Annotated in this window: 21 protein-coding genes; 10 read left to right on the top strand and 11 right to left on the bottom strand. The window is 59.7% G+C overall.

Annotated elements, in window-relative coordinates; translation table 11 throughout:
- Positions 1-4: 4 nt before the first annotated feature.
- Positions 5-451 carry a hypothetical protein gene (locus ACM6IV_RS22605; RefSeq protein ID WP_414871729.1) on the bottom strand — a complete coding sequence of 149 codons (447 nt, stop codon included), beginning with the start codon at positions 449-451 and terminating at the stop codon, positions 5-7.
- Between the two features lie 133 nt (positions 452-584).
- Here ACM6IV_RS22605 and ACM6IV_RS22600 point away from each other — a divergent pair, with 133 nt between their 5' ends.
- Both ACM6IV_RS22600 and ACM6IV_RS22595 read left to right on the top strand, forming a co-directional pair.
- Positions 585-1,019: a hypothetical protein gene (locus ACM6IV_RS22600; RefSeq protein ID WP_414871728.1), complete on the top strand. Its 435-nt coding sequence runs from the start codon at positions 585-587 to the stop codon at positions 1,017-1,019.
- Positions 1,019-1,423: an META domain-containing protein gene (locus tag ACM6IV_RS22595; protein WP_414871727.1), complete on the top strand. Its 405-nt coding sequence runs from the start codon at positions 1,019-1,021 to the stop codon at positions 1,421-1,423. The genes ACM6IV_RS22600 and ACM6IV_RS22595 overlap by 1 nt, the downstream gene beginning before the upstream one ends.
- Before the next feature lie 409 nt (positions 1,424-1,832).
- On the opposite strand, the gene ACM6IV_RS22590 is transcribed toward ACM6IV_RS22595, so the two are convergent.
- Positions 1,833-2,300: a TlpA family protein disulfide reductase gene (locus tag ACM6IV_RS22590; RefSeq protein WP_414871726.1), complete on the bottom strand. Its 468-nt coding sequence runs from the start codon at positions 2,298-2,300 to the stop codon at positions 1,833-1,835.
- Positions 2,301-2,413: 113 nt separating this feature from the next.
- On the opposite strand from ACM6IV_RS22590, the gene arsC reads away from it, so the two are divergent.
- From arsC to ACM6IV_RS22575, 3 genes are read left to right on the top strand one after another with little or no spacing between them, the layout of a single operon-like run.
- On the top strand, positions 2,414-2,767 hold the full coding sequence (arsC, locus tag ACM6IV_RS22585) for an arsenate reductase (glutaredoxin) (protein ID WP_414871725.1): 354 nt from the start codon (positions 2,414-2,416) through the stop codon (positions 2,765-2,767).
- On the top strand, positions 2,764-3,360 hold the full coding sequence (gene wrbA, locus ACM6IV_RS22580; RefSeq protein WP_414871724.1) for an NAD(P)H:quinone oxidoreductase: 597 nt from the start codon (positions 2,764-2,766) through the stop codon (positions 3,358-3,360). The genes arsC and wrbA overlap by 4 nt, the downstream gene beginning before the upstream one ends.
- 2 nt (positions 3,361-3,362) lie before the next feature.
- The gene (locus ACM6IV_RS22575; RefSeq protein WP_414871723.1) at positions 3,363-3,788 is read left to right on the top strand and encodes a DUF2069 domain-containing protein; all 426 of its coding nucleotides are present in this window, start codon (positions 3,363-3,365) and stop codon (positions 3,786-3,788) included.
- 99 nt (positions 3,789-3,887) lie between these two features.
- On the opposite strand, the gene ACM6IV_RS22570 is transcribed toward ACM6IV_RS22575, so the two are convergent.
- Both ACM6IV_RS22570 and ttcA read right to left on the bottom strand, forming a co-directional pair.
- A complete protein-coding gene (locus tag ACM6IV_RS22570; RefSeq protein WP_414871722.1) occupies positions 3,888-4,562 on the bottom strand; it encodes a DNA-3-methyladenine glycosylase I in 675 nt (224 codons plus the stop codon).
- A 150-nt stretch (positions 4,563-4,712) separates the two neighbouring features.
- Positions 4,713-5,537: a tRNA 2-thiocytidine(32) synthetase TtcA gene (gene ttcA, locus ACM6IV_RS22565; RefSeq protein WP_093442168.1), complete on the bottom strand. Its 825-nt coding sequence runs from the start codon at positions 5,535-5,537 to the stop codon at positions 4,713-4,715.
- 288 nt (positions 5,538-5,825) lie between these two features.
- On the opposite strand from ttcA, the gene ACM6IV_RS22560 reads away from it, so the two are divergent.
- Positions 5,826-6,428: a Yip1 family protein gene (locus ACM6IV_RS22560; protein ID WP_016773629.1), complete on the top strand. Its 603-nt coding sequence runs from the start codon at positions 5,826-5,828 to the stop codon at positions 6,426-6,428.
- Between the two features lie 127 nt (positions 6,429-6,555).
- Positions 6,556-7,050 (top strand): SprT family zinc-dependent metalloprotease, encoded by a 495-nt coding sequence (locus ACM6IV_RS22555; RefSeq protein ID WP_122597276.1) that lies wholly within the window; start codon positions 6,556-6,558, stop codon positions 7,048-7,050.
- Between the two features lie 108 nt (positions 7,051-7,158).
- Here ACM6IV_RS22555 and ACM6IV_RS22550 read toward each other — a convergent pair whose 3' ends face one another.
- Together ACM6IV_RS22550 and ACM6IV_RS22545 are read right to left on the bottom strand one after the other, a co-directional pair.
- The gene (locus ACM6IV_RS22550) at positions 7,159-8,340 is read right to left on the bottom strand and encodes a CaiB/BaiF CoA transferase family protein (RefSeq protein ID WP_414871721.1); all 1,182 of its coding nucleotides are present in this window, start codon (positions 8,338-8,340) and stop codon (positions 7,159-7,161) included.
- Between the two features lie 145 nt (positions 8,341-8,485).
- Positions 8,486-9,820 (bottom strand): dicarboxylate/amino acid:cation symporter, encoded by a 1,335-nt coding sequence (locus tag ACM6IV_RS22545; protein ID WP_414871720.1) that lies wholly within the window; start codon positions 9,818-9,820, stop codon positions 8,486-8,488.
- A gap of 351 nt (positions 9,821-10,171) precedes the next feature.
- On the opposite strand from ACM6IV_RS22545, the gene ACM6IV_RS22540 reads away from it, so the two are divergent.
- Complete coding sequence (locus tag ACM6IV_RS22540) at positions 10,172-11,170, top strand: AraC family transcriptional regulator (RefSeq protein WP_414871719.1); 999 nt, start codon at positions 10,172-10,174, stop codon at positions 11,168-11,170.
- 204 nt (positions 11,171-11,374) lie between these two features.
- Here the strand turns inward: ACM6IV_RS22540 and ACM6IV_RS22535 are convergent, their stop codons facing one another.
- The 3 genes from ACM6IV_RS22535 to ACM6IV_RS22525 all read right to left on the bottom strand — a co-directional run bounded on the left by ACM6IV_RS22535 (position 11,375) and on the right by ACM6IV_RS22525 (position 14,149).
- Positions 11,375-12,721 carry an ATP-binding protein gene (locus ACM6IV_RS22535; RefSeq protein WP_038367433.1) on the bottom strand — a complete coding sequence of 449 codons (1,347 nt, stop codon included), beginning with the start codon at positions 12,719-12,721 and terminating at the stop codon, positions 11,375-11,377.
- Positions 12,718-13,395: a response regulator transcription factor gene (locus tag ACM6IV_RS22530; RefSeq protein WP_016987432.1), complete on the bottom strand. Its 678-nt coding sequence runs from the start codon at positions 13,393-13,395 to the stop codon at positions 12,718-12,720. Before ACM6IV_RS22530 ends, ACM6IV_RS22535 begins: the two co-directional genes overlap by 4 nt.
- Positions 13,396-13,543: 148 nt before the next feature.
- Complete coding sequence (locus tag ACM6IV_RS22525; protein WP_123453372.1) at positions 13,544-14,149, bottom strand: hypothetical protein; 606 nt, start codon at positions 14,147-14,149, stop codon at positions 13,544-13,546.
- A gap of 144 nt (positions 14,150-14,293) precedes the next feature.
- Between ACM6IV_RS22525 and ACM6IV_RS22520 the strand changes: the two genes are divergently transcribed.
- Both ACM6IV_RS22520 and ACM6IV_RS22515 read left to right on the top strand, forming a co-directional pair.
- Positions 14,294-15,085: a dienelactone hydrolase family protein gene (locus tag ACM6IV_RS22520; protein ID WP_414871718.1), complete on the top strand. Its 792-nt coding sequence runs from the start codon at positions 14,294-14,296 to the stop codon at positions 15,083-15,085.
- 137 nt (positions 15,086-15,222) lie between these two features.
- Positions 15,223-15,948 (top strand): 4'-phosphopantetheinyl transferase family protein, encoded by a 726-nt coding sequence (locus ACM6IV_RS22515; RefSeq protein WP_414871717.1) that lies wholly within the window; start codon positions 15,223-15,225, stop codon positions 15,946-15,948.
- Positions 15,949-16,064: 116 nt separating this feature from the next.
- Here ACM6IV_RS22515 and ACM6IV_RS22510 read toward each other — a convergent pair whose 3' ends face one another.
- Both ACM6IV_RS22510 and ACM6IV_RS22505 read right to left on the bottom strand, forming a co-directional pair.
- Positions 16,065-17,675: an ATP-binding protein gene (locus tag ACM6IV_RS22510; RefSeq protein ID WP_414871716.1), complete on the bottom strand. Its 1,611-nt coding sequence runs from the start codon at positions 17,673-17,675 to the stop codon at positions 16,065-16,067.
- The gene (locus tag ACM6IV_RS22505; RefSeq protein WP_414871715.1) at positions 17,672-18,394 is read right to left on the bottom strand and encodes a response regulator; all 723 of its coding nucleotides are present in this window, start codon (positions 18,392-18,394) and stop codon (positions 17,672-17,674) included. The genes ACM6IV_RS22510 and ACM6IV_RS22505 overlap by 4 nt, the downstream gene beginning before the upstream one ends.
- Positions 18,395-19,195: the final 801 nt, after the last annotated feature.

Genomic DNA, 19,195 nt, shown 5'->3' with positions numbered 1-19,195 from the left:
CGGCTTATTTCGGTGAAAGCGACGACGCCAGAATCAACAGCGCCAGCCAGCCGAAACCAAAAAAGCGCTGCTTCATCGAATGGCCGTTGCGCAGCAGGAACCAGACGAAAAACATAGGCATCAGGAAGACCATGATCTTCAGCCAGCCTTCCACCGGACGGCTGCCGTCGGCATTGGCCTGCTCAGTGGCCGGTTGTTCAGCTGGCTGCTGGCGCCGACGTCGGGCAGCGGCTGGCATGACTTTCGGTAAAGGCTGCGGCTCAGGTGCTGGAGCACTGACGTCGGGCACCGCTTTGTTACGCGGCAGACTGCCGAAAGAAATCGTCGACGGCTGAGCCGGTGCCGCCTGCGTTTGAGCGCTTTGCTCCAGCATCGGAGCCCCACAATGAATGCACGCGCTGGCTACGGAGCTGATGCTCTTTTTGCATTCATAACATTCGATCAGCGCCATGTTCCGTTCCTTCAGATTCGAGGCCGGCAGTTTGCCATGAGTGGCGCGGCATTTGAACCGGATCGAAGGTCGCACGCGCGCATCATTCTGCAATCAAGCCCGTGCTAGCATGTCGCGCATATTTGGAGGACCCATGGTCGAACACGATTTCCGCTACACCCTGATGAACCCGCAACACACCCTCACCGAATGCCGCGCCCTCGTTCCGGGCCGCTATCAGGTCACCGGCAATGGTGGCTCGATTCGCATCGGTGACGCACTGTTGGTCACCCTCAAAGGCAGCAAGGACCTGTCCATGCGCCTGACCGTTGATACCGTCCGCCACCTGATCAACCCGCCGGGCCAATGGACCGCGATGACCACGGGCCCGGTATTCGGTGAGCTGGCGATCCACACCTGGCAGGTCAACTGCGACAGCTGCGCGAAAGAGCTGAGCTTCGAATTCGCCGTGGATGCCAAACTCGGCAAAACCGCCGAGAAACCGGCGGCCACCGCGCGCATCGCCGAGCTGGGCTGGAAAACCATTGGCGACAAGCACCTGTGCCCGAAATGCCAGGAGCCTGCGTGATGAAACGCTTGGCCCTGACCGCCATGGTCGCTGTGGGTCTGGTGGGTTGCGCGGCAGAGCCCGTGCAACTGCAACAGAACCGCAGCTACATTCTGGAGTGGATTGGCGAGCGACCGCTGATGGATTACAGCCATCTGACCGTGACCCTGGGCGATGATGGTCGCGCCTATGGCAACGGCGGCTGTAACCATTGGTTTGCGCCGTATACGCTGGACGGTGACAAGCTGACCTTCGGCAAGATCGGCAAGACCCGCAAGCTTTGTGCCCCTGCACTGATGGAGCAGGAACAGCGCTTTTTGCAGGCGCTGGAGCATGTCGAGCGCTGGGACATCTCGCCGATCGAGCAGATGCGCTTCTGGCCGGCTGAGGGCAAGCCGCTGCGCTGGTGGCTGGAAGAGGGGTGATTGGCTAGTCCGCCGATGCCCTCACCCTAACCCTCTCCCAGAGGGAGAGGGGACTGATTGGGGGATATTGGAGAAGTACATCGACCTGAACGAGTGCAATTGAATCCATAATCGACTGGATCTTTTAGGTCGATGAGTCCGCCGATGCCCTCATCGGAACGCCGCCCGCCTAGCCCTCTCCCAGAGGGAGAGGGGACTGATTGGGGGATATTGGGGAGCTACGTCGACCTGAACGGCCATCGCCGAATCCATAATCGATCGAATCCCGCTCTGGCGACTGCCTAATCGAGCGGATCTGGTTTTGGTGAATTCACAATCAACTCGATCTCTCAGGTCGATGTAACTCGCCAGACACCTCGGTCGGCCCCCTCTCCCTTTGGGAGAGGGCTGGGGTGAGGGGCTTTTGACGTTACTTGGTCGCCTGCAACGCCTCCAGTTTCGCCATCACCCCCGCCGCCGTCTGCTCGCCCATCAACTGTTCCCGCACCTTGCCCTTGTCGTCGATGATGTACGTCACCGGCAGCGCTTCACTGCGCGGCACGTCAAACAGCTCCGCCGGATCCTGCGCCAGCACGGTGAACTTGATGCCCAGCTTCTCGCTGGCGCTCTTCAGCTCCTCGCCTTGGACATTGTCGAAGTTGACCCCGAACACGCCAACATTCCTGCTCTTCAGCTCATCAGCCAAATGGTTGAGTTCCGGAATCTCGGTCCGGCACGGGCCGCACCATTCGGCCCAGTAGTTCAGCACTACCCATTGTTTATCCAAACGCTCGGACGCCACTTTCTGACCGTTCTGATCGATCCCGTAATCATTGCCGCAGCCCCCCAGCATCAACGCCCCGATTATCGTCAATGCCGCTGCCAATCGCCGTGTCATGTCGTGTTCCTTGTGAAAATTTGAAGGCGCCTGCGACCCATCGCCTCTGAAGGTTCTGGATTGCGCGCTGCACAGTTAGAATAGCCGCCACTTTACGCCAGAAGCGACCCGCCATGACCGATCTGACGCTTTATCACAATCCGCGCTGCTCGAAATCCCGCGGCGCGCTGGAGCTGCTTGAAGCCCGCGGCCTGACCCCGAACGTCGTGCGTTACCTGGAAACCCCGCTGAATGCGGCGCAAATCAAGGCCCTGCTCGGCAAGCTGGGGATCAGCGTCCGCCAGTTGCTGCGCAGCGGGGAAGATGAATACAAAATGCTTCAGCTAGCGGACGAAAGCCTCAGCGAAGCGCAATTGATCGACGCCATCGCCCAGCATCCGAAACTGATGGAGCGGCCGATTCTTGAAGTCGGCGACAAAGCCGTCATCGGCCGTCCACCGGAAAATATCCTGGAGTTGCTGCCGTGAGCGCGCCATACATTCTGGTGCTGTATTACAGCCGCAGCGGTTCGACCAACGAAATGGCCCGGCAGATTGCCCGCGGGGTCGAACAGGCTGGACTCGAAGCGCGCCTGCGCACCGTGCCGGCGATTTCCACCGAGTGCGAAGCCGTGGCTCCGGACATTCCGGACGAAGGCGCGCTGTACGCGACCCTCGATGATTTGAAGAACTGCGCCGGTCTCGCCCTCGGCAGCCCGACCCGTTTCGGCAACATGGCCGCGCCGCTGAAGTACTTTCTCGACGGCACCAGTAACCTCTGGCTGACCGGCGCCCTCGTCGGCAAACCGGCCGGCGTGTTCACCTCCACCGCCAGTTTGCACGGTGGGCAGGAAACCACGCTGCTGTCGATGATGTTGCCGCTGTTGCACCACGGCATGCTCATCACCGGTCTGCCGTACAGCGAGTCGGCGCTGCTGGAAACCCAGGGCGGCGGTACGCCTTACGGTGCCAGCCATCACGCTGGGGCCGACGGCAAAAACGGCCTTGATCCGCACGAAGTGGCGCTGTGTCGCGCACTCGGCCTGCGTCTAGCCAAGACTGCGCAAAAACTGGAGGGCTGAGGGTGGCGAAGAAGCCGAAGATCCTGCCCAGTGTCGAGTGGCTTGAGCCTCGGGTGAAGGCGATGCGGGTGCTCAGTCTGCTGAGCTTTTTCGCCCTCGCCGGTTTGCTGGCGGCCTACTATCTGCTGTTCGCCGACCTGCACGGTGCGCGGCCGTGGGTGATTCTGCTGGTCGAGTTGATCCCGTGGATCGTTCTCGCTCCCGCGATGATCATGGGCAGCGCCCGTGGGCATTCGTGGATGTGTTTTGTGGTGAACCTGTATTTCATCAAAGGCGCACTGGCGGCGTATGACCCGAGCCGGCAGTGGTTTGGCGTGCTGGAGATGATGGTCAGCCTGGCGGTGTTCTGCTCGGCGCTGTTGTATGTGCGGTGGCGGTATCAGTTGAATCGCAAGTTGGCTGGCGAAGGAGAAATCTCCGTCGCCTGACAAATAGCTATCGCGAGCAGGCTCACTCCTACAGGGGATCTGTGGCGTTCACAAATCACCTGTAGGAGTGAGCCTGCTCGCGATAGGCGCGACTCGGTCTCAATGGTTGACGGTGTAAGCGAGCATCATCGAAATCTGGCTCATCGCCCGCCCGCCACTCTGCTCATGCCACTGGTTGAACGCCTCCTGCACGATCGCCAGATCGCGCAGACTGGTCGGCACCTTGTCGACGATCTTCTGCGCATTCAGCGCCGCGACCACGTCGTAACTCGGCACAAAGGTGTCCTTGCCGACCATGCGCAAAAACCGTGGCGCGGAGAGCCCGCCCAATTGATGGCCATGCTTTTTCAGGTACGTCCACAGGCCGACGATATCGGTCACCGGCCAGTCGGCGATCAGTGCGCCGAAGCTGCCCTTTTCTTTCTCGACGTCGAGGATGAACTGCGCATTGCGCGGCACGCTCTTGAGTTTGCCCAGGTGGCGGATGATCCGCGCATCCTGCATCAGGCGCTCAAGGTGCTCGGCGCTCATCAGCACGACTTTTTCCGGGTCGAACCTGAAGAACACTTCTTCGAAGGCCGGCCATTTGGCGTCGACCAGACTGTGCTTGAGGCCGGCGCGGAACACGCGCAGAGCCATGGTCGAGAGGTAGCGGTCGTCGCTGATCTTACGCAGTTGCGCGGGAGTCTTGGGAACGGGCAGATGGGCTTCCAGTTCAGCCGCCGAACCGAAGCGGTTCAGACAGTATTCGTGCAGCCACTTGTAATCGCGCATGCCCTCTCCTGGGAATTGAAAATGAAATTTTACCTGTGAACACAAAACACTGTGGGAGCGAGCTTGCTCGCGAAAGCGGTCTGTCATTCAACACAGATGTCGGCTGACACGACGCCTTCGCGAGCAAGCTCGCTCCCACATGGATCGGGTTTACAGGTTGACGACGTTGACGAAGCGCGAAGCTGCCGTCTCGTCGATCTTCAGGCTGGTGAAGTCGAACAGGTTGCGGTCGGCCAGCTGCGACGGGATCACGTTCTGCAGACTGCGGAAGATGCTTTCAGTACGGCCCGGGGTCTTGCGCTCCCAGTCCTGAAGCATTTCCTTGACCACCTGACGCTGCAGGTTTTCCTGGGAACCGCAGAGGTTGCACGGGATGATCGGGAATTCCTTGAAGTCCGAATACGCCTGAATGTCCTTCTCGTTGCAGTACGCCAGCGGGCGGATCACCACGTTGCGACCGTCATCGGCACGCAACTTCGGCGGCATGGCCTTGAGCGAGCCGTTGAAGAACATATTGAGGAAAAACGTCTCGACGATGTCATCACGGTGGTGACCGAGGGCCATTTTCGTCGCACCGATCTCATCGGCGAAGGTGTATAGCGTGCCGCGACGCAGGCGCGAGCACAGCGAGCAAGTGGTCTTGCCTTCCGGAATCAGTTCCTTGACCACCGAGTAGGTGTCTTTCTCGACGATGTGGTACTCGACACCCAGTTCTTTCAGATAGGCCGGCAGCACATGTTCGGGGAAGCCCGGCTGCTTCTGGTCCATGTTTACCGCGACGATCTCGAACTTGATCGGGGCCACCTTCTGCAGATGCAGCAGCACATCGAGCATGGTGTAGCTGTCCTTGCCCCCGGACAGGCAGACCATGACCTTGTCGCCGTCCTCAATCATGTTGAAATCGGCGACCGCTTCGCCGGCCAGGCGGCGCAGGCGCTTTTGCAGTTTGTTCTGGTTGACCGTAAGAGTGCCCATGACGCGAAATCCGTGAGGTGTGACGAAAGGCCGGCATTTTACGCAAAAACCCCGGGTTGTGGGCACAGGTTGTCGTCGTCGGCCAATAGCATGTGCACAGACCCCGAGGCGATTAAGCCCCGTGTTTACAGCGCGATTTGCTCTAAGCCCCTAATACCTGTGCGGGTAAGTCCTTTCTATACTGCGACATAAGGTCGCACACAATCTGAAGACCTGTATTTGCTCGGCCACCTTGGCCCGTAGGCGCTCCGTTGGGGGGCGATGGCAATAACAAGAGGAGTGACTGGCATGATCCATCACGTAGTGGGACTTTTTACCCACCCCGATCAGGAATGGAAGGAAATCCGTGGCGACCAAGAGGAAAGCATCAGCCACATGTACCTCACCCACACGCTGATTCTGGCGGCAATCCCCGCTGTTTCGGCCTTTATCGGTACGACTCAGGTGGGCTGGGTGATCGGCAACCGCGCACCGGTCATGCTGACCTTTGAAAGCGCGCTGTGGATGACGATCATGTCCTACCTGGCGATGCTGGGCGGGGTCGCGGTCATGGGCGCCTTCGTGCACTGGATGGCGCGTACGTATGACGCAAACCCGAGTCTGGCCCGTTGTGTCGCATTTGCCACTTATACCGCGACACCGTTGTTCGTCGGCGGTCTGGCGGCGCTGTATCCGCATATGTGGCTGGGGATGATCGTCGGTACGGCGGCCATCTGTTACACGGTTTATCTGTTGTATGTGGGTCTGCCGACGTTCATGAATATTCCGTCGGACGAAGGTTTCCTGTTTTCCAGTTCGGTGCTGGCGGTGGGTCTGGTGGTGCTGGTCGCCATCATGGCGTTCACCGTGATTGTCTGGGGGCTGGGCGTTGGGCCTGTGTATACCAACTGACTCGACAGGCTGATCACAGGCCGCCGCAAGGCGGCCTTGTCGTTTCAAGGATGACCATTCGGCAGCTCGACGATTCGCAAGTCCACAGCGTTGCGGCATACTCGACGTCTCTGGAGATCCATCAAGCATGCCCGAGCAACTCAATACCCGCGTCGAAGACTGTTACCAACTCGCTGAATCCTTTTTCAAACGCTCCTTCCCACGCCCCGTCGTCAGCCTCAAGCTGCGCGGGCAAAAAGCCGGTGTCGCGCATCTGCACGAGAACCTGCTGCGCTTCAATCCGCAGCTGTACCGGGAAAACACCGAACACTTCCTCAAGCAGACCGTGGCCCACGAAGTCGCGCACCTGATCGCCCACCAACTGTTTGGCGAGCGCATTCAACCCCACGGCGAGGAATGGCAACTGATCATGCGTGGCGTTTACGAACTGCCGCCGGATCGCTGCCACACTTATGCAATCAAACGGCGCAGCGTGACTCGCTACATTTACAAATGCCCGTGCGCCGACAGTGATTTTCCGTTTTCGGCGCAACGTCATAGCCTGGTACGGCAGGGGCGGCGGTATTTGTGTCGGCGATGCCGGAGCACCTTGGTGTTCAGTGGTGAGATGCGCGTCGAATAGTCAGTTTTTTATTGCCTGTTCTGGCCTCTTCGCGAGCAAGCTCGCTCCCACCTTGGAATGCATTCTCCTGTGGGAGCGAGCTTGCTCGCGAAAGGGTCGGCACAGGCACTAAAGAATGACTTTGGCACGGCGCAGCTCTTCAATTTTCGAAGGACTCAACCCCAACTCCGCCAACACCTGATTTGTATGCTGCCCCAACACCGCGCCAACATGCCGCGGTGCCGGCAACGCCTCGGAAAACTTCAACGGACACGTCATCTGCGCCTGCGTCGTGCCATCGCCACGTGGCACCTGCGTCACCAGCTCCCGCGCCTGCAACTGGGGATGGCGTACCGCCTCCCCCAGCCTCAACACTGGCTCGACACATGCATCGATCCCGGCGAACATCTCGCACAACTCGGCAAAGTCATGTTTTTCAAACTCGACCGTCAGCGCGTATTTCAATGCCCGCTGCTGTTCAGGCTTGGGGGACAAACCCTGCGCTGCCAACTCCGGCCGGCCCAAAGCCGTACACAGTTGCTGCATAAAGCCCGGTTCCAGACTGCCCACCGACATCCAGCGTCCGTCGCGGGAGCGGTAGTAGTCGTAGAAACTGCCACCATTGAGCATCTGCTCCTCCCATTCAGGCTCTTCGCCGCACGCCAGATAGCCGGCACCGGCCATGGCATTCAGGCTGAACGCGCAGTCGGTCATGCTCACATCCAGATGTGTACCCTGCCCCGTTTGCTGTCGCGCAATCACCGCCGCCAACAAGCCGATCACCCCGTGCAACGAGCCACCGGCGACATCCGCCACTTGCATGCCCAGCGGCAACGGGCCGCTGTCGGCGCGGCCGGTGTAACTGGCCAGCCCCGCCAGCGCCAGATAGTTGATGTCATGCCCGGCGCGATCCTTGTACGGCCCGGTCTGGCCGTAACCGGTGATCGACACATATATCAGCTTCGGATTGATCGCCTTCAGCGCTTCATAGCCCAGGCCCAGACGCTCCATCACACCGGGGCGAAACTGCTCGAGGACGATGTCGTAATCGGCCAGCAATTGCTTGATCACTTCCAGCGCCTCGGGCTGCTTGAGATCCAGCGCCAGGCTGCGTTTGTTGCGATTCAGATAAGCGTGACTGGCGGACATCCCGCCATCGTGCGGCGGCAACACGCGCAGTAAATCCATGCGCGTCGGTGACTCGATGCGCAGCACTTCAGCGCCCATGTCCGCCAGCAACAGCGAGGCGAACGGCCCCGGCAACAACGTCGAGAAATCGAGGATCTTCAGTGAGGCCAGCGGTGCAGACATGGGAGAACTCCTTGAGCGATCTACTCAGCCTAGGCAGCGATGTCGCGAACGGCAATCACCGCAAATGTCAGCGGGTGTGACCGTTACGCTCAAACCGCAGGCAAGAAAAAACCCGCCGAAGCGGGTTTTTCCAGGTAAGCAGTGCTTATTTTACATTGCTTGGAGTCGGGCCTTCGGCTACACCCAAGTCATCTTCTTCACGCTCATCCGAGATACCGCGACCGCCCGAGGCCAGCTCGGTTTGCAGTTGATCGGTATCCAGTTCCTTGACCCACTTGGCAACCACGATGGTCGCTACCGCGTTACCCACCAGGTTAGTCAATGCGCGGGCTTCGGACATGAAGCGGTCGATACCGAGGATCAGCGCCAGACCGGCCACCGGCAGGTGACCGACCGCCGACAGGGTCGCCGCCAGCACGATGAAGCCCGAACCGGTCACGCCAGCCGCACCTTTGGAGGACAGCAGCAATACCAGCAGCAGGGTGATCTGGTGGGTGATGTCCATGTGGGTGTCGGTCGCCTGAGCGATGAACACGGCCGCCATGGTCAGGTAGATCGAAGTACCGTCGAGGTTGAACGAGTAACCGGTCGGGATCACCAGACCGACTACCGATTTCTTCGCGCCCAGACGCTCCATCTTGATCAGCATGCGTGGCAGTGCCGATTCCGACGAGGACGTACCCAGTACGATCAACAGCTCTTCACGGATGTAACGCACCAGTTTGAACACGCTGAAACCGTGAGCACGGCAGATCGCACCCAGCACCAGCACAACGAACAGGATGCAGGTGATGTAGAAGCAGATCATCAACTGGCCCAGTTGCACCAGCGAGCCGACACCGTAGGCACCGATGGTGAACGCCATGGCGCCCAGCGCACCCAGTGGCGCCAGTTTCATGATCATGTTGATGATGTTGAACATGACGTGGGCGAAGCGATCGATCATGTCCAGCAGCGGACGACCGTAAGAACCCAGGCGATGCAGGGCGTAACCGAAGATCACCGAGAACATCAGCACTTGCAGGATGTCACCGGTGGCGAATGCGCCGACGATGGTGTTCGGGATCACATTGAGGAGGAAGCCGACAATGCTCTGGTCTTTACTGGCCGTCACATAGGTGGCGATTTTCGAGGCGTCGAGGGTGGTGACGTCGATGTGCATGCCGGCGCCCGGTTGCACAACGTTGACCACGACCAGACCGATCAGCAGGGCAATGGTCGAAACGATTTCGAAGTACAGCAGCGCGTAGCCGCCGGTCTTGCCCACGGATTTCATGTTCTGCATGCCGGCGATGCCGCTGACAACGGTACAGAAGATGATCGGGGCGATGACCATTTTGATCAGTTTAATGAACCCGTCACCCAGTGGCTTGAGGGCCACACCGGTCTGAGGATAGAAGTGACCAAGCAGGATGCCGATGGCGATGGCAACGATCACCTGGAAATACAGGGATTTGTACAGTGGCTGACGAGTCGTCATTGCAGGTTTCCTCAAGCGTCCCGCGTAGCAACATCCATCTGTTGGCCGCGAAACCTTAATTGCGAACCCTCCTGCACTGGAGGGATTTGTTGTTGGAGCAGCATTTTCCATCAGGGCCAAACGCAAGCTTCTGTGGCTTGTATCGCAAACCTCGTGCCACTTTGGTGCGATTGCCAGCAAGCCTTTTGATATCAGGGATTACTGGTGCACGAATGTCACCGTCCGGTGACTCAACTGTGGCGGATTTCCGCCAACTCGCCGCTTCTCATCCTGCAATTTGGCGGAAATCCGCCTTGTAGGTGCATTCTGCCGCCAGCTACCATCCGGCGCCTGAGGAAGGATCTGCCGCTTATGCGCGAACGCACCATCGCCAGTCATTTCGCCCGTGCCGCCCTCGGTGGCGCGCGCCGCCAAGGGTTCGATTACTCGGGCCTACTGTTGCAACTGGGCATCAGCCCGGAACTGCTCGATGAGCCACGTGCGCGCATTGCACCGGAACAATTCACCCGCCTTATTCAGGGCCTGTGGCTGGCGCTGGACGACGAATACCTGGGTTTCGGCAACGCACCGAGCAAACCCGGCAGTTTCGCCATGATGTGCCACGCCTCGATTCATTGCCGCAATCTGGAGAAAGCGCTGCAACGGGGTTTATTGTTTTATAGCCTATTCCCCGAAGCCCCGCGCCTGAGCCTGACGCGTGAAGACGAATGGGTGCGTTTGAGCCTCGACGACTCCCGGTTGTGGGACCCGGATCACTTTCTCACCGAGAGTTTGCTGGTGATCTGGCATCGCCTCGGCAGTTGGCTGATCGGCCAGCGAATTCGCCTCGAACAGGCGACGTTCAGCTATCCCCGGCCCGAACACGGCGCTGAATATGATTTGTTGTTCCCTTGCCTGCTGACCTTCGGCACCGAGCAGAGCAGCCTGCTGTTCCACAGCCGCTACCTGTCGATGCCGCTGTTGCAGGACGAACGCACCCTCAAACACTTTCTCGAACGCTCTCCCGCCGACCTGCTCTCACGCCCCGACAACGGCGACAGTCTGAGCAGCCGCCTGCGCCGTTTGCTCAGTCGCGACAGCGCAAACTGGCCGGATCTGGAAGCGGTGGCGGCGCACTTGCACATCAGCCCGCAGACCCTGCGTCGGCATTTGCGCGAGGAAGGCACGAGCTTTCAGGCGTTGAAGGATCAACTGCGGCGGGATATCGCCATCTATCATTTGGGCCGCGCGGAGCTGTCGTTGCAGCAGATTGCCGAGCAATTGGGGTTTTCCGAGCCGTCGGCGTTTCACCGGGCGTTCAAGAAATGGACGGGGCTGACGCCGGGGGCTTACCGGGCGCAGGAGCAATGAGGCACTAAAATCAAAAGCCCCTCACCCTAACCCTCTCCCGGAGGGAGAGGGGACTGATCGGGGGATGCTCGGTCAATCCGCCGACCTGAAATTTCGTCATTGAATCCATAATCGACTGGCTATTTCAGGTCGATGTATAGCGCCAGACACCTCGGTCGGCCCCCTCTCCCTCTGGGAGAGGGCTGGGGTGAGGGCAACTTCCAATCACACCGCCGGAAAATGAATCCTGAACGCCGCCCCGCCCATCGGTGAATCCCCCAGCGCCAGTTTGGCGTTGTAGCTTTCGATAATGTCCTTGACCACCGCCAAGCCGATCCCCTGCCCCGGATGCTGGGCATCCAGGCGTTCGCCACGCTCGAGGATCCGCGCACGCTGATCCGGTGGTACGCCCGGGCCGTCATCTTCGACGCACAGTTCAATCCCGGCCAAAGTCTCGCGCACGCTGATACGCACTTCGCCCAGACACAGGCGATAGGCGTTTTCCAACAGGTTGCCCATCATTTCCAGCAACGCGCCCTGCTCGATCGGCACGTAGCAATGCTCGGGCAGATCGAATGCCACCCGTACATGTTTATCGCGGTAAACCTTGTCCAGCGTGTCGCAGAGACTTTTGAGCACCGGTTGCAGCCGCACCTGGTGCCGCACCAGTCCGCTTTTGCGCAGGCTGGCCCGTTGCAGTTGGTAGCTGATCTGCTGGCTCATGCGTTCGATCTGGCTTTGCAGGACCCAGGCCTGATCGCGTTCTTCGGGACGTTGCGCCATGTCTTCGCTGACGCCTTGCAACACCGCCAACGGCGTTTTCAGGCTGTGCGCCAGGTCATCGAGAGAGTCGCGATAGCGGCTGCGCTGTTGACGCTCACTGTGCAGCAAGCGGTTGAGCGAGCCGGTCAGACGCAGCAACTCGCGCGGATGTTGTTCGGTCAGACTCTCACGAGTGCCACCTTCGATTTCGTCGAGTTCCTGACTGAGCCGACGCAAGGCTTTAAGACCCCAGGTCAGGCCGATCCACAGCAGCGCCAGCAGCACGAGTAAGGCAGCGCCGAAGCCCAGATAGAGATTTTCCCGCAAGCCTTCGAGGGTGGTTTCGTACTCGCGCACCGGTTGCAGGGCGACGATGCTGAACGCCGCGCTTTTGCCGCCGAGCAGTTTGACTTCGACGTCGTAGACGAAGAATTCCTGGCCGTTGCTTTCGCGGATCCGCGCGAACTCGTTGCCGAGGCCGTCGTAACGTGGCTTGTAGTTGATCTGCTCTTCCTGGGTAGCTTTCGAGCGCCAGACCAGATGCCCTTCGCGGTCGTAGATGTAGCCGAGCAAACGGAAGTCGGTGAGGTTGAAGCGCTCATCCGGCAGTTGCGTCGGCATCACCAGTCGACCGTTTTCAATGCGTGCAGCCGAGATCAGCGTGGTGACGTCCGAGGCCAGCCGCTGCTCGATCGAGTCCTGCAAGGCCAGGCTGAACGCGCCTTGCATTGCCGGCAACAAGGCGAGCATGAACAACACCGCCAACGTAGTGGCGGCGAGCATCAAGCGAACGCGAAGGGAACGAATCAAGTGCAACGCTCATTGAACAGGTAGCCGAGGCCGCGCACGGTGTCGATCGGCTTGAACCCGGCCGGGCCTTCGAGTTTGCGCCGCAGGCGGCCGACCAGTACTTCGATGACATTCGGATCGCGCTCGTCGTCGTCCGGATAGAGCTGTTCCATCAAGCGATCCTTGGGCACCACTTGCTGGTGATGACGCATGAGGTATTCAAGGATGCGGTATTCGTAAGCGGTCAGCGCCAGCGGTTGCTCATCGAGGGTCGCCTGTTTGCGATTGAGGTCGAGCAGCAACGGCCCGGCAACGATGGTCGACTGGGTGAACCCGCTGGAGCGACGCAGCAAGGCATTCAGGCGCGCGTCGAGTTCCTCGAACTGAAACGGTTTGACCACGTAATCGTCGGCGCCAGCGGCGAGGCCTTCGACCTTGTCCTGCCAATTGCCACGCGCGGTGAGGATCAGGATCGGGAAAGTCTTGCCCCCCGCGCGCAACTGGCGAATCAGGTCCAGACCGCCCATGCCCGGCAGGCCGAGATCGATCACCGCCAGGTCAAAGTTGAACTGTCCGGTCTGGTACAGCGCCTCTTCGGCATTGGCCACGGATTCGACGACGTGGCCACTTTCCGTCAGGCGGGTTTGCAGGTGATGGCGCAACAGCGCTTCATCTTCGACGACCAACAGTTTCATGACTTCTCCTAATCACTTGAAATCTCCACAACCACCTGTGGGAGCGAGCTTGCTCGCGAAGGCGGTTATTCAGTCAACGATGATGTTGAATGAAACATCGCTTTCGCAGGCAAGCTCGCTCCCAAAGGACTCCAAGGCGATTCGCTCCTTAGAAATTGTAGTTGGCCGACAGATAAGTCTGCGCGCTGCTATTGAGATCCAGCGAGCCCTGCTTGCTGCCACCGCTCTCTTTCATTTCAGTGCTGGCGTTGCTCATCAGATAACGGTAACCGAGTTCGACCGAGGTGTTCTGCGAGACTTGCTGCAACACACCGAACTGACCGCCGACGGCGTAACCGATGTCACTGTCGCGGCTGTAGCCTGGCGAATCCTGAGTCAGCTTGGTCAGACCGGCCGTGGCGCCGCCAAACAGTTTGGTGCTGCCGCCCACCGGGTAGAACAGATCGTAGCTGCCGAGCAGATTTTCCTGACGCAGTTTAATGCCATTGTGCGAGCCCGACACGTTGTCGTAGGTAGCGTAGTAGCGACCCTGACTGTTTTGCTGACCGAGGCGCACGCCGTAAGTGTTGTTGCCGTCGATGGCGCCGGTGGCGTTCGGGTGGTCGAGGTTGTTGTTCAGTGCGTGGGACTTGTCGATCTTGTCGCTGGTCTGGCCGAACGTCAGGCCGGCAAAGTTGCTGGTGTCGTCGGCGTTGGCCGCGATGCTGGAGCCTAACAGGGTAAATGCCAGCAGCAGTTTGTTAAAACGAGTCATGGGTATTTCCTCTTTCACAGTTGCTGTTTGGGTATGGCGCAAGGTTACTGCCCCTCCCCTGTACCGCCCCTGAACCGTCTCTGAACCTGACCTGAACCAAATGAACTAGGCTGTTTTGACCCTTTATTGTCAGGAGACCCGACCATGCGCCTGTTCCTCGCCCTCACTTTGCTGGCTGTCAGCAGCCTCACTCAGGCTGCGATCAAGACTGAAGAAATTCCCTATAAAAGCGCCGATGGCACCAACCTGATCGGCTACTACGCCTACGACGACGCCATCAAGGGCAAACGCCCAGGTGTCGTCGTGGTGCACGAATGGTGGGGCCTGAACGACTACGCCAAGCGCCGCGCACGGGATCTCGCCGCACTCGGCTACAGCGCCCTGGCGATCGATATGTACGGTGAAGGCAAGAACACCGAGCACCCGAAAGATGCGCTGGCGTCCATGCAGGCGGCGACCCAGGATGCAGCCGCGTCCAGCAAGCGCTTCGAGGCGGGGCTGAATTTATTGAAGAAACAGCCGCAGACCGACGTGAATAAAATCGCCGCCATCGGTTACTGCTTCGGCGGTGGCGTGGTGCTCAACGCAGCGCGGCAAGGTGAGCCGCTGGCGGGCGTGGTGAGTTTCCATGGCGCGCTGGCAACCAAAACCCCGGCGACGCCCGGCAGTGTGAAGGCGAAGATTCTGGTCGAGCATGGTGCGTTGGACAGCATGGTCACCGCCGATAACGTCACGGCGTTCAAGTCAGAAATGGACAAGGCCGGGGCTGACTACAAGTTTGTCAGCCTGGAGGGCGCCAAGCATGGTTTCACCAATCCGGATGCTGATCGTCTGAGTCATGGCGAACACGGCGGCCCGGACATCGGGTACAACAAAGCGGCGGATGAAAAATCCTGGGCGGACATGAAAGCGTTCTTGCAGAAAATCTTCAGCTGATCAGAGACACCGTGGCGCGGCCTTCGCGAGCAGGCTCACTCCTACAATTGAATGTGTTCCCCTGTAGGAGCGAGCCGGCTCGCGATAGCTTCACCGCTATCTCGACCTTGGCCCGACTAACCGGCAAAATGCCCGCCATGAATCTTGCCCCCGCTCTCCCCGCCTGCTGCACCGCGCTCGACAGCCACTGGCCGTTGCCGACGGTATTGCCCGACACCGTGCTGCTCAGCACTCATTTCGACCCGGCACAACTGCTCGGCGACGATTTCCAGCGCAGCGCCGTTATTGCGCCGCCGAGCATTCAACGCTCGGTGGCCAAGCGTCAGGCAGAATTCCTCGCCGGACGGATCTGCGCCCGCGCGGCGTTGCAGCAATTGGAAGGCAGCAGCGTGGTGCCGGCCATCGGTGAAGACCGCGCGCCGATCTGGCCAGCACACATCTGCGGCTCAATCACTCACAGCACCGGTCGTGCCGCGGCGATAGTCGCCAACAAGCAGCACTGGCGCGGTTTGGGCATGGACCTGGAAAATCTGCTGAGTAGCGAACGTGCCGAGCGGCTGGCCGGAGAAATTCTCACGCCAGCAGAGATGCAACGCATGGCGGCCGGGTCGCGGGAGCAACTGGCGCTATGCGTGACGCTGACGTTTTCGGTGAAAGAAAGCTTGTTCAAGGCGCTGTATCCGATTGTGCAGAAGCGCTTTTATTTCGAGCATGCTGAAGTGCTCGAATGGACGGAGGCGGGTCAGGTGCGTTTGCGCTTGTTAACGGACTTGTCGGCTGAATGGCGCAACGGCACTGAACTGGAGGCGCAGTTCGGGGTGCGGGATGGGCAGTTGTTGAGTCTGGTCAGCATCAAGGCCTGAAATCTTTCGGTGCCTGCAAGGGCCTCTTCGCGAGCAAGCTCGCTCCCACAGGAAACCGCATTTCAAATGTGGGAGCGAGCTTGCTCGCGAAGGCGGCATCGCGGCCACCACAAGAATTACCGGCGTTCCTGATTCCTCGGCCAGCTCAGGCTAAAGCAAGCCCCACCCAGACTCTTGCTCTTGCCAATGATCGCCCGGCCGTCGTGCCAGTGAATGATCCGCCGCACAATCGACAAGCCCAAACCATGCCCGCCCGACGCCCGCGTACGGCTGTCATCCAGACGCAGAAACGGCGTGAAAATCCGCTCCCACGCCACTTCCGGCACGCCCGGCCCGTCGTCCTCGACGTCGACCCGACAGCGCAATTGCCCGACCTGATAACTTACCGTCACCTTCGAACGGGCATGGCGCATGGCGTTGCTCACCAGGTTCTGCAACGCCCGATGCAGATAACGCGGCTCGGCTTCGACCCAGGCATCATCGTTATCCGCCGCAGACAGGCACAAACCACGCTGCACCGTGACCTCGGCACGCAACGGCGCCAACTCTTCAATCACTTGATTGACCAGCGCATCCAGATCAATGCGCTGGAAGGTCAGCGCCGGTGAGCCTTGCTCCAACCGCGCATAGGTGAGCATTTCATCGACCAGCTTATCGAGGTCTTCGATGTCGTGATCCATGCCCTCGCGGTACTTTTCCAGCGCTTGCGGAGTGGTCGCCGAACCGATCATTTCCAGACCGAAACGCAGACGCGCCACCGGCGTGCGCAACTCATGGGACACCGCGCGCACCAGTTCGCGCTGGATCGCCAGCAACTGTTGCAAGTGCTCGGCCATGCCGTTGAACGCCGACGCCAGGCGCCCGACCGAGTCGGCACCGCGCGCTGGCACACGGGTTTCCAGGCTGCCCTTGGCGATGCGCGTGGCCGCTGCTTCGAGGCCGCGTAAACGCCGTTCGAGCTGGCGCACCAGCAGATACACGATAAGGCCGATCAGGGTCAGGCCGAGTGCGGCGATCAACACCAGCCATTCCGGCGGGTACGGGTTCATCTGATACAGCGGCCCGATCTCCAGCACCCACGGCGTGCCGACCATGCCGGCGAACACACGGATCGAATCACCGCCCTTGCCCAGCGCCATCACCGTGTCGCCTTCGGCCACACGGCGGCTCTGATCTTCATCCATGTCGGCGTCATTCACCGTGACCAGGCGCAAATCGAAACCGAAGCCCTTTTCTTCCTTTATCTGCGCGAGGCGTTTGGGTTGTTCGCCAACAGGCACGCGCACCAGTTCATCGGCCAACAGGTAAATGGTCGCGCGGGCCAGTTGCTCGCTGATCTGCTGCACTTCACCGGTGAGGACGAGTTGTTCCTTGTCACTGACCAGCCGGTAGACCTTCGCCGCGTGGGGTCCGGTCTGCTCGACCAGGGCCTGACCCCGCTGCACGCGGGTGCGCTGGGTCAGATCGAGATCGGTCTCGGCAAACTTCTTCAGCGCCAGCGGAATCCCCAGCAACCGCTCCCACACCAGCAACGCACGATGGCGTTCGGTTTCGTTCATCGGTTGCAGGTTGTCGGCCATCAGCGAGAACGTGCCGTGGGCCAGCCGCTCGCGATACTGTTCGCTGCGTACCTGATTGAGCAGATTCAGCGCCAGCACGCCGAGCACAGCCACCAGAATCAGCGCTGCGCACATGCCGCCGTAGATGCGCAGGAAGATCGAGTTCACAGCGGCAGGTCTACACAGGCTTCAGGTACGAACAGGTAGCCTTTGCTGCGAATAGTCTTGATTAGCCGTGGGTGGTCGGGGTCGTCGCCGATTTTCGGGCGGATGCGCGAGATGCGCACATCAATCGAGCGGTCCTGGCCGTCATAGCCGATGCCGCGCAGGGCGGTGAAAATTTCTTCCCGGGACAGGATCCGCCCGGCGTTGGACACCAACAGCCAGAGCAGATCGAATTCGGCGCTGGTCAGCTCGATGCCGTTGTCGCTCAGCCACGCTTCGCGCAAGGCGTTGTCGACCACCAGCGGGCCGAATTGCAGGCGCCGGGATTTTTCGGCGAGCGGTTCAGGTGTGTCGCTACGGCGCAGCAGCGCCTGGATTCGCGCCAGCAACAGCCGTGGGCGCACCGGTTTGCACACGTAATCGTCGGCACCGAGGTCGAGGCCCTGAATCTGATCGGCATCGTCGGTGCGGGCGGTGAGCATCAGAATCGGCCCGTCATACTGATTGCGCACCTTGCGACAGATGCTCAGGCCATCTTCGCCGGGCAGCATCAGGTCGAGGATCACCAGATCCGGCTGCTCCTTGATGATCCGCGCCGCCGCCAGTGCACCGTTGCCTTCGATGTCCACGCACAGTCCGTTGGCTTGCAGGTAATCGCGCGTCAGTTCGGCCAGTCGCTGGTCATCCTCGACGATCAAGACCTGAAAGGCTTGTTGCTCCACCGGTGACCTCTGCTTTCTATTGTTATTAATAAAGGAGGAACATCTGACTCGACACAATTCCCTGTGGGAGCGAGCCTGCTCGCGAAGGCGTCGTATCAGCCAACATCCGAGTCAGATGACCTACCGCATTCGCGAACAAGCTCGCTCCCACAGTTTTAGATCCTCCCGTGCTTTTGTCATGTTTCTGGAGGATAAGAATGCCTGCGCATGGGCCGATTGTATAAACGGCGTTCAGCCAGAACACAAGTCGGTAAATGCGTTCGGACAAGGCGGTTTTTTGTGATAGGGTTCGCGCCCTTAAAAATCCGCTGAAGCGTTTTTCCCGGTGGAAAAGCAGTGACAGACGGTCTAGCTCAGCAGGTTCGCGGCCTACACGCGAATTCCGGATTTCTTACACAATTTACGCACAGGTTTATCCACAGCTAGTACGTTGCAAGCACCCTTGAAACGCATTATCTTGTAGCACGGCGCGGGGAGAGACCCTACATATGGGGTTTTCCGCTCAAACGCCCAACCACATTTAGGGCCTGAAACTCAAGTGCTTTATTGCCAGTTTCCGGTTGAACCAAGCAAGTTTTTCAAAGCCCAAACCGCACTTGCGGATGGCACCGTTTTTTAGGCCGGAAACGACCGGAACGGTACGGGTGTTGCAGTCATTACTGTCACCCTGAAAGGAGTTTGGCTCGAGCCCTGGCTCGGCGCCAAAGACTTCGGCAAGGATGCGGCGTTACAAGCCTTTTTCCTACTGTTCCGAAGTTGTTACGCCGACGCTTGTCGGTTGCAGTGCTTCGGTACAGAACG

The sequence above is a fragment of the Pseudomonas sp. IT-347P genome (assembly GCF_949768005.1).
In the GTDB taxonomy this organism is placed as follows: Bacteria; Pseudomonadota; Gammaproteobacteria; order Pseudomonadales; family Pseudomonadaceae; genus Aquipseudomonas.
The sequence above is the reverse complement of the archived record's forward strand: the minus strand, read 5'-3'. Positions and strand labels throughout refer to the sequence as shown.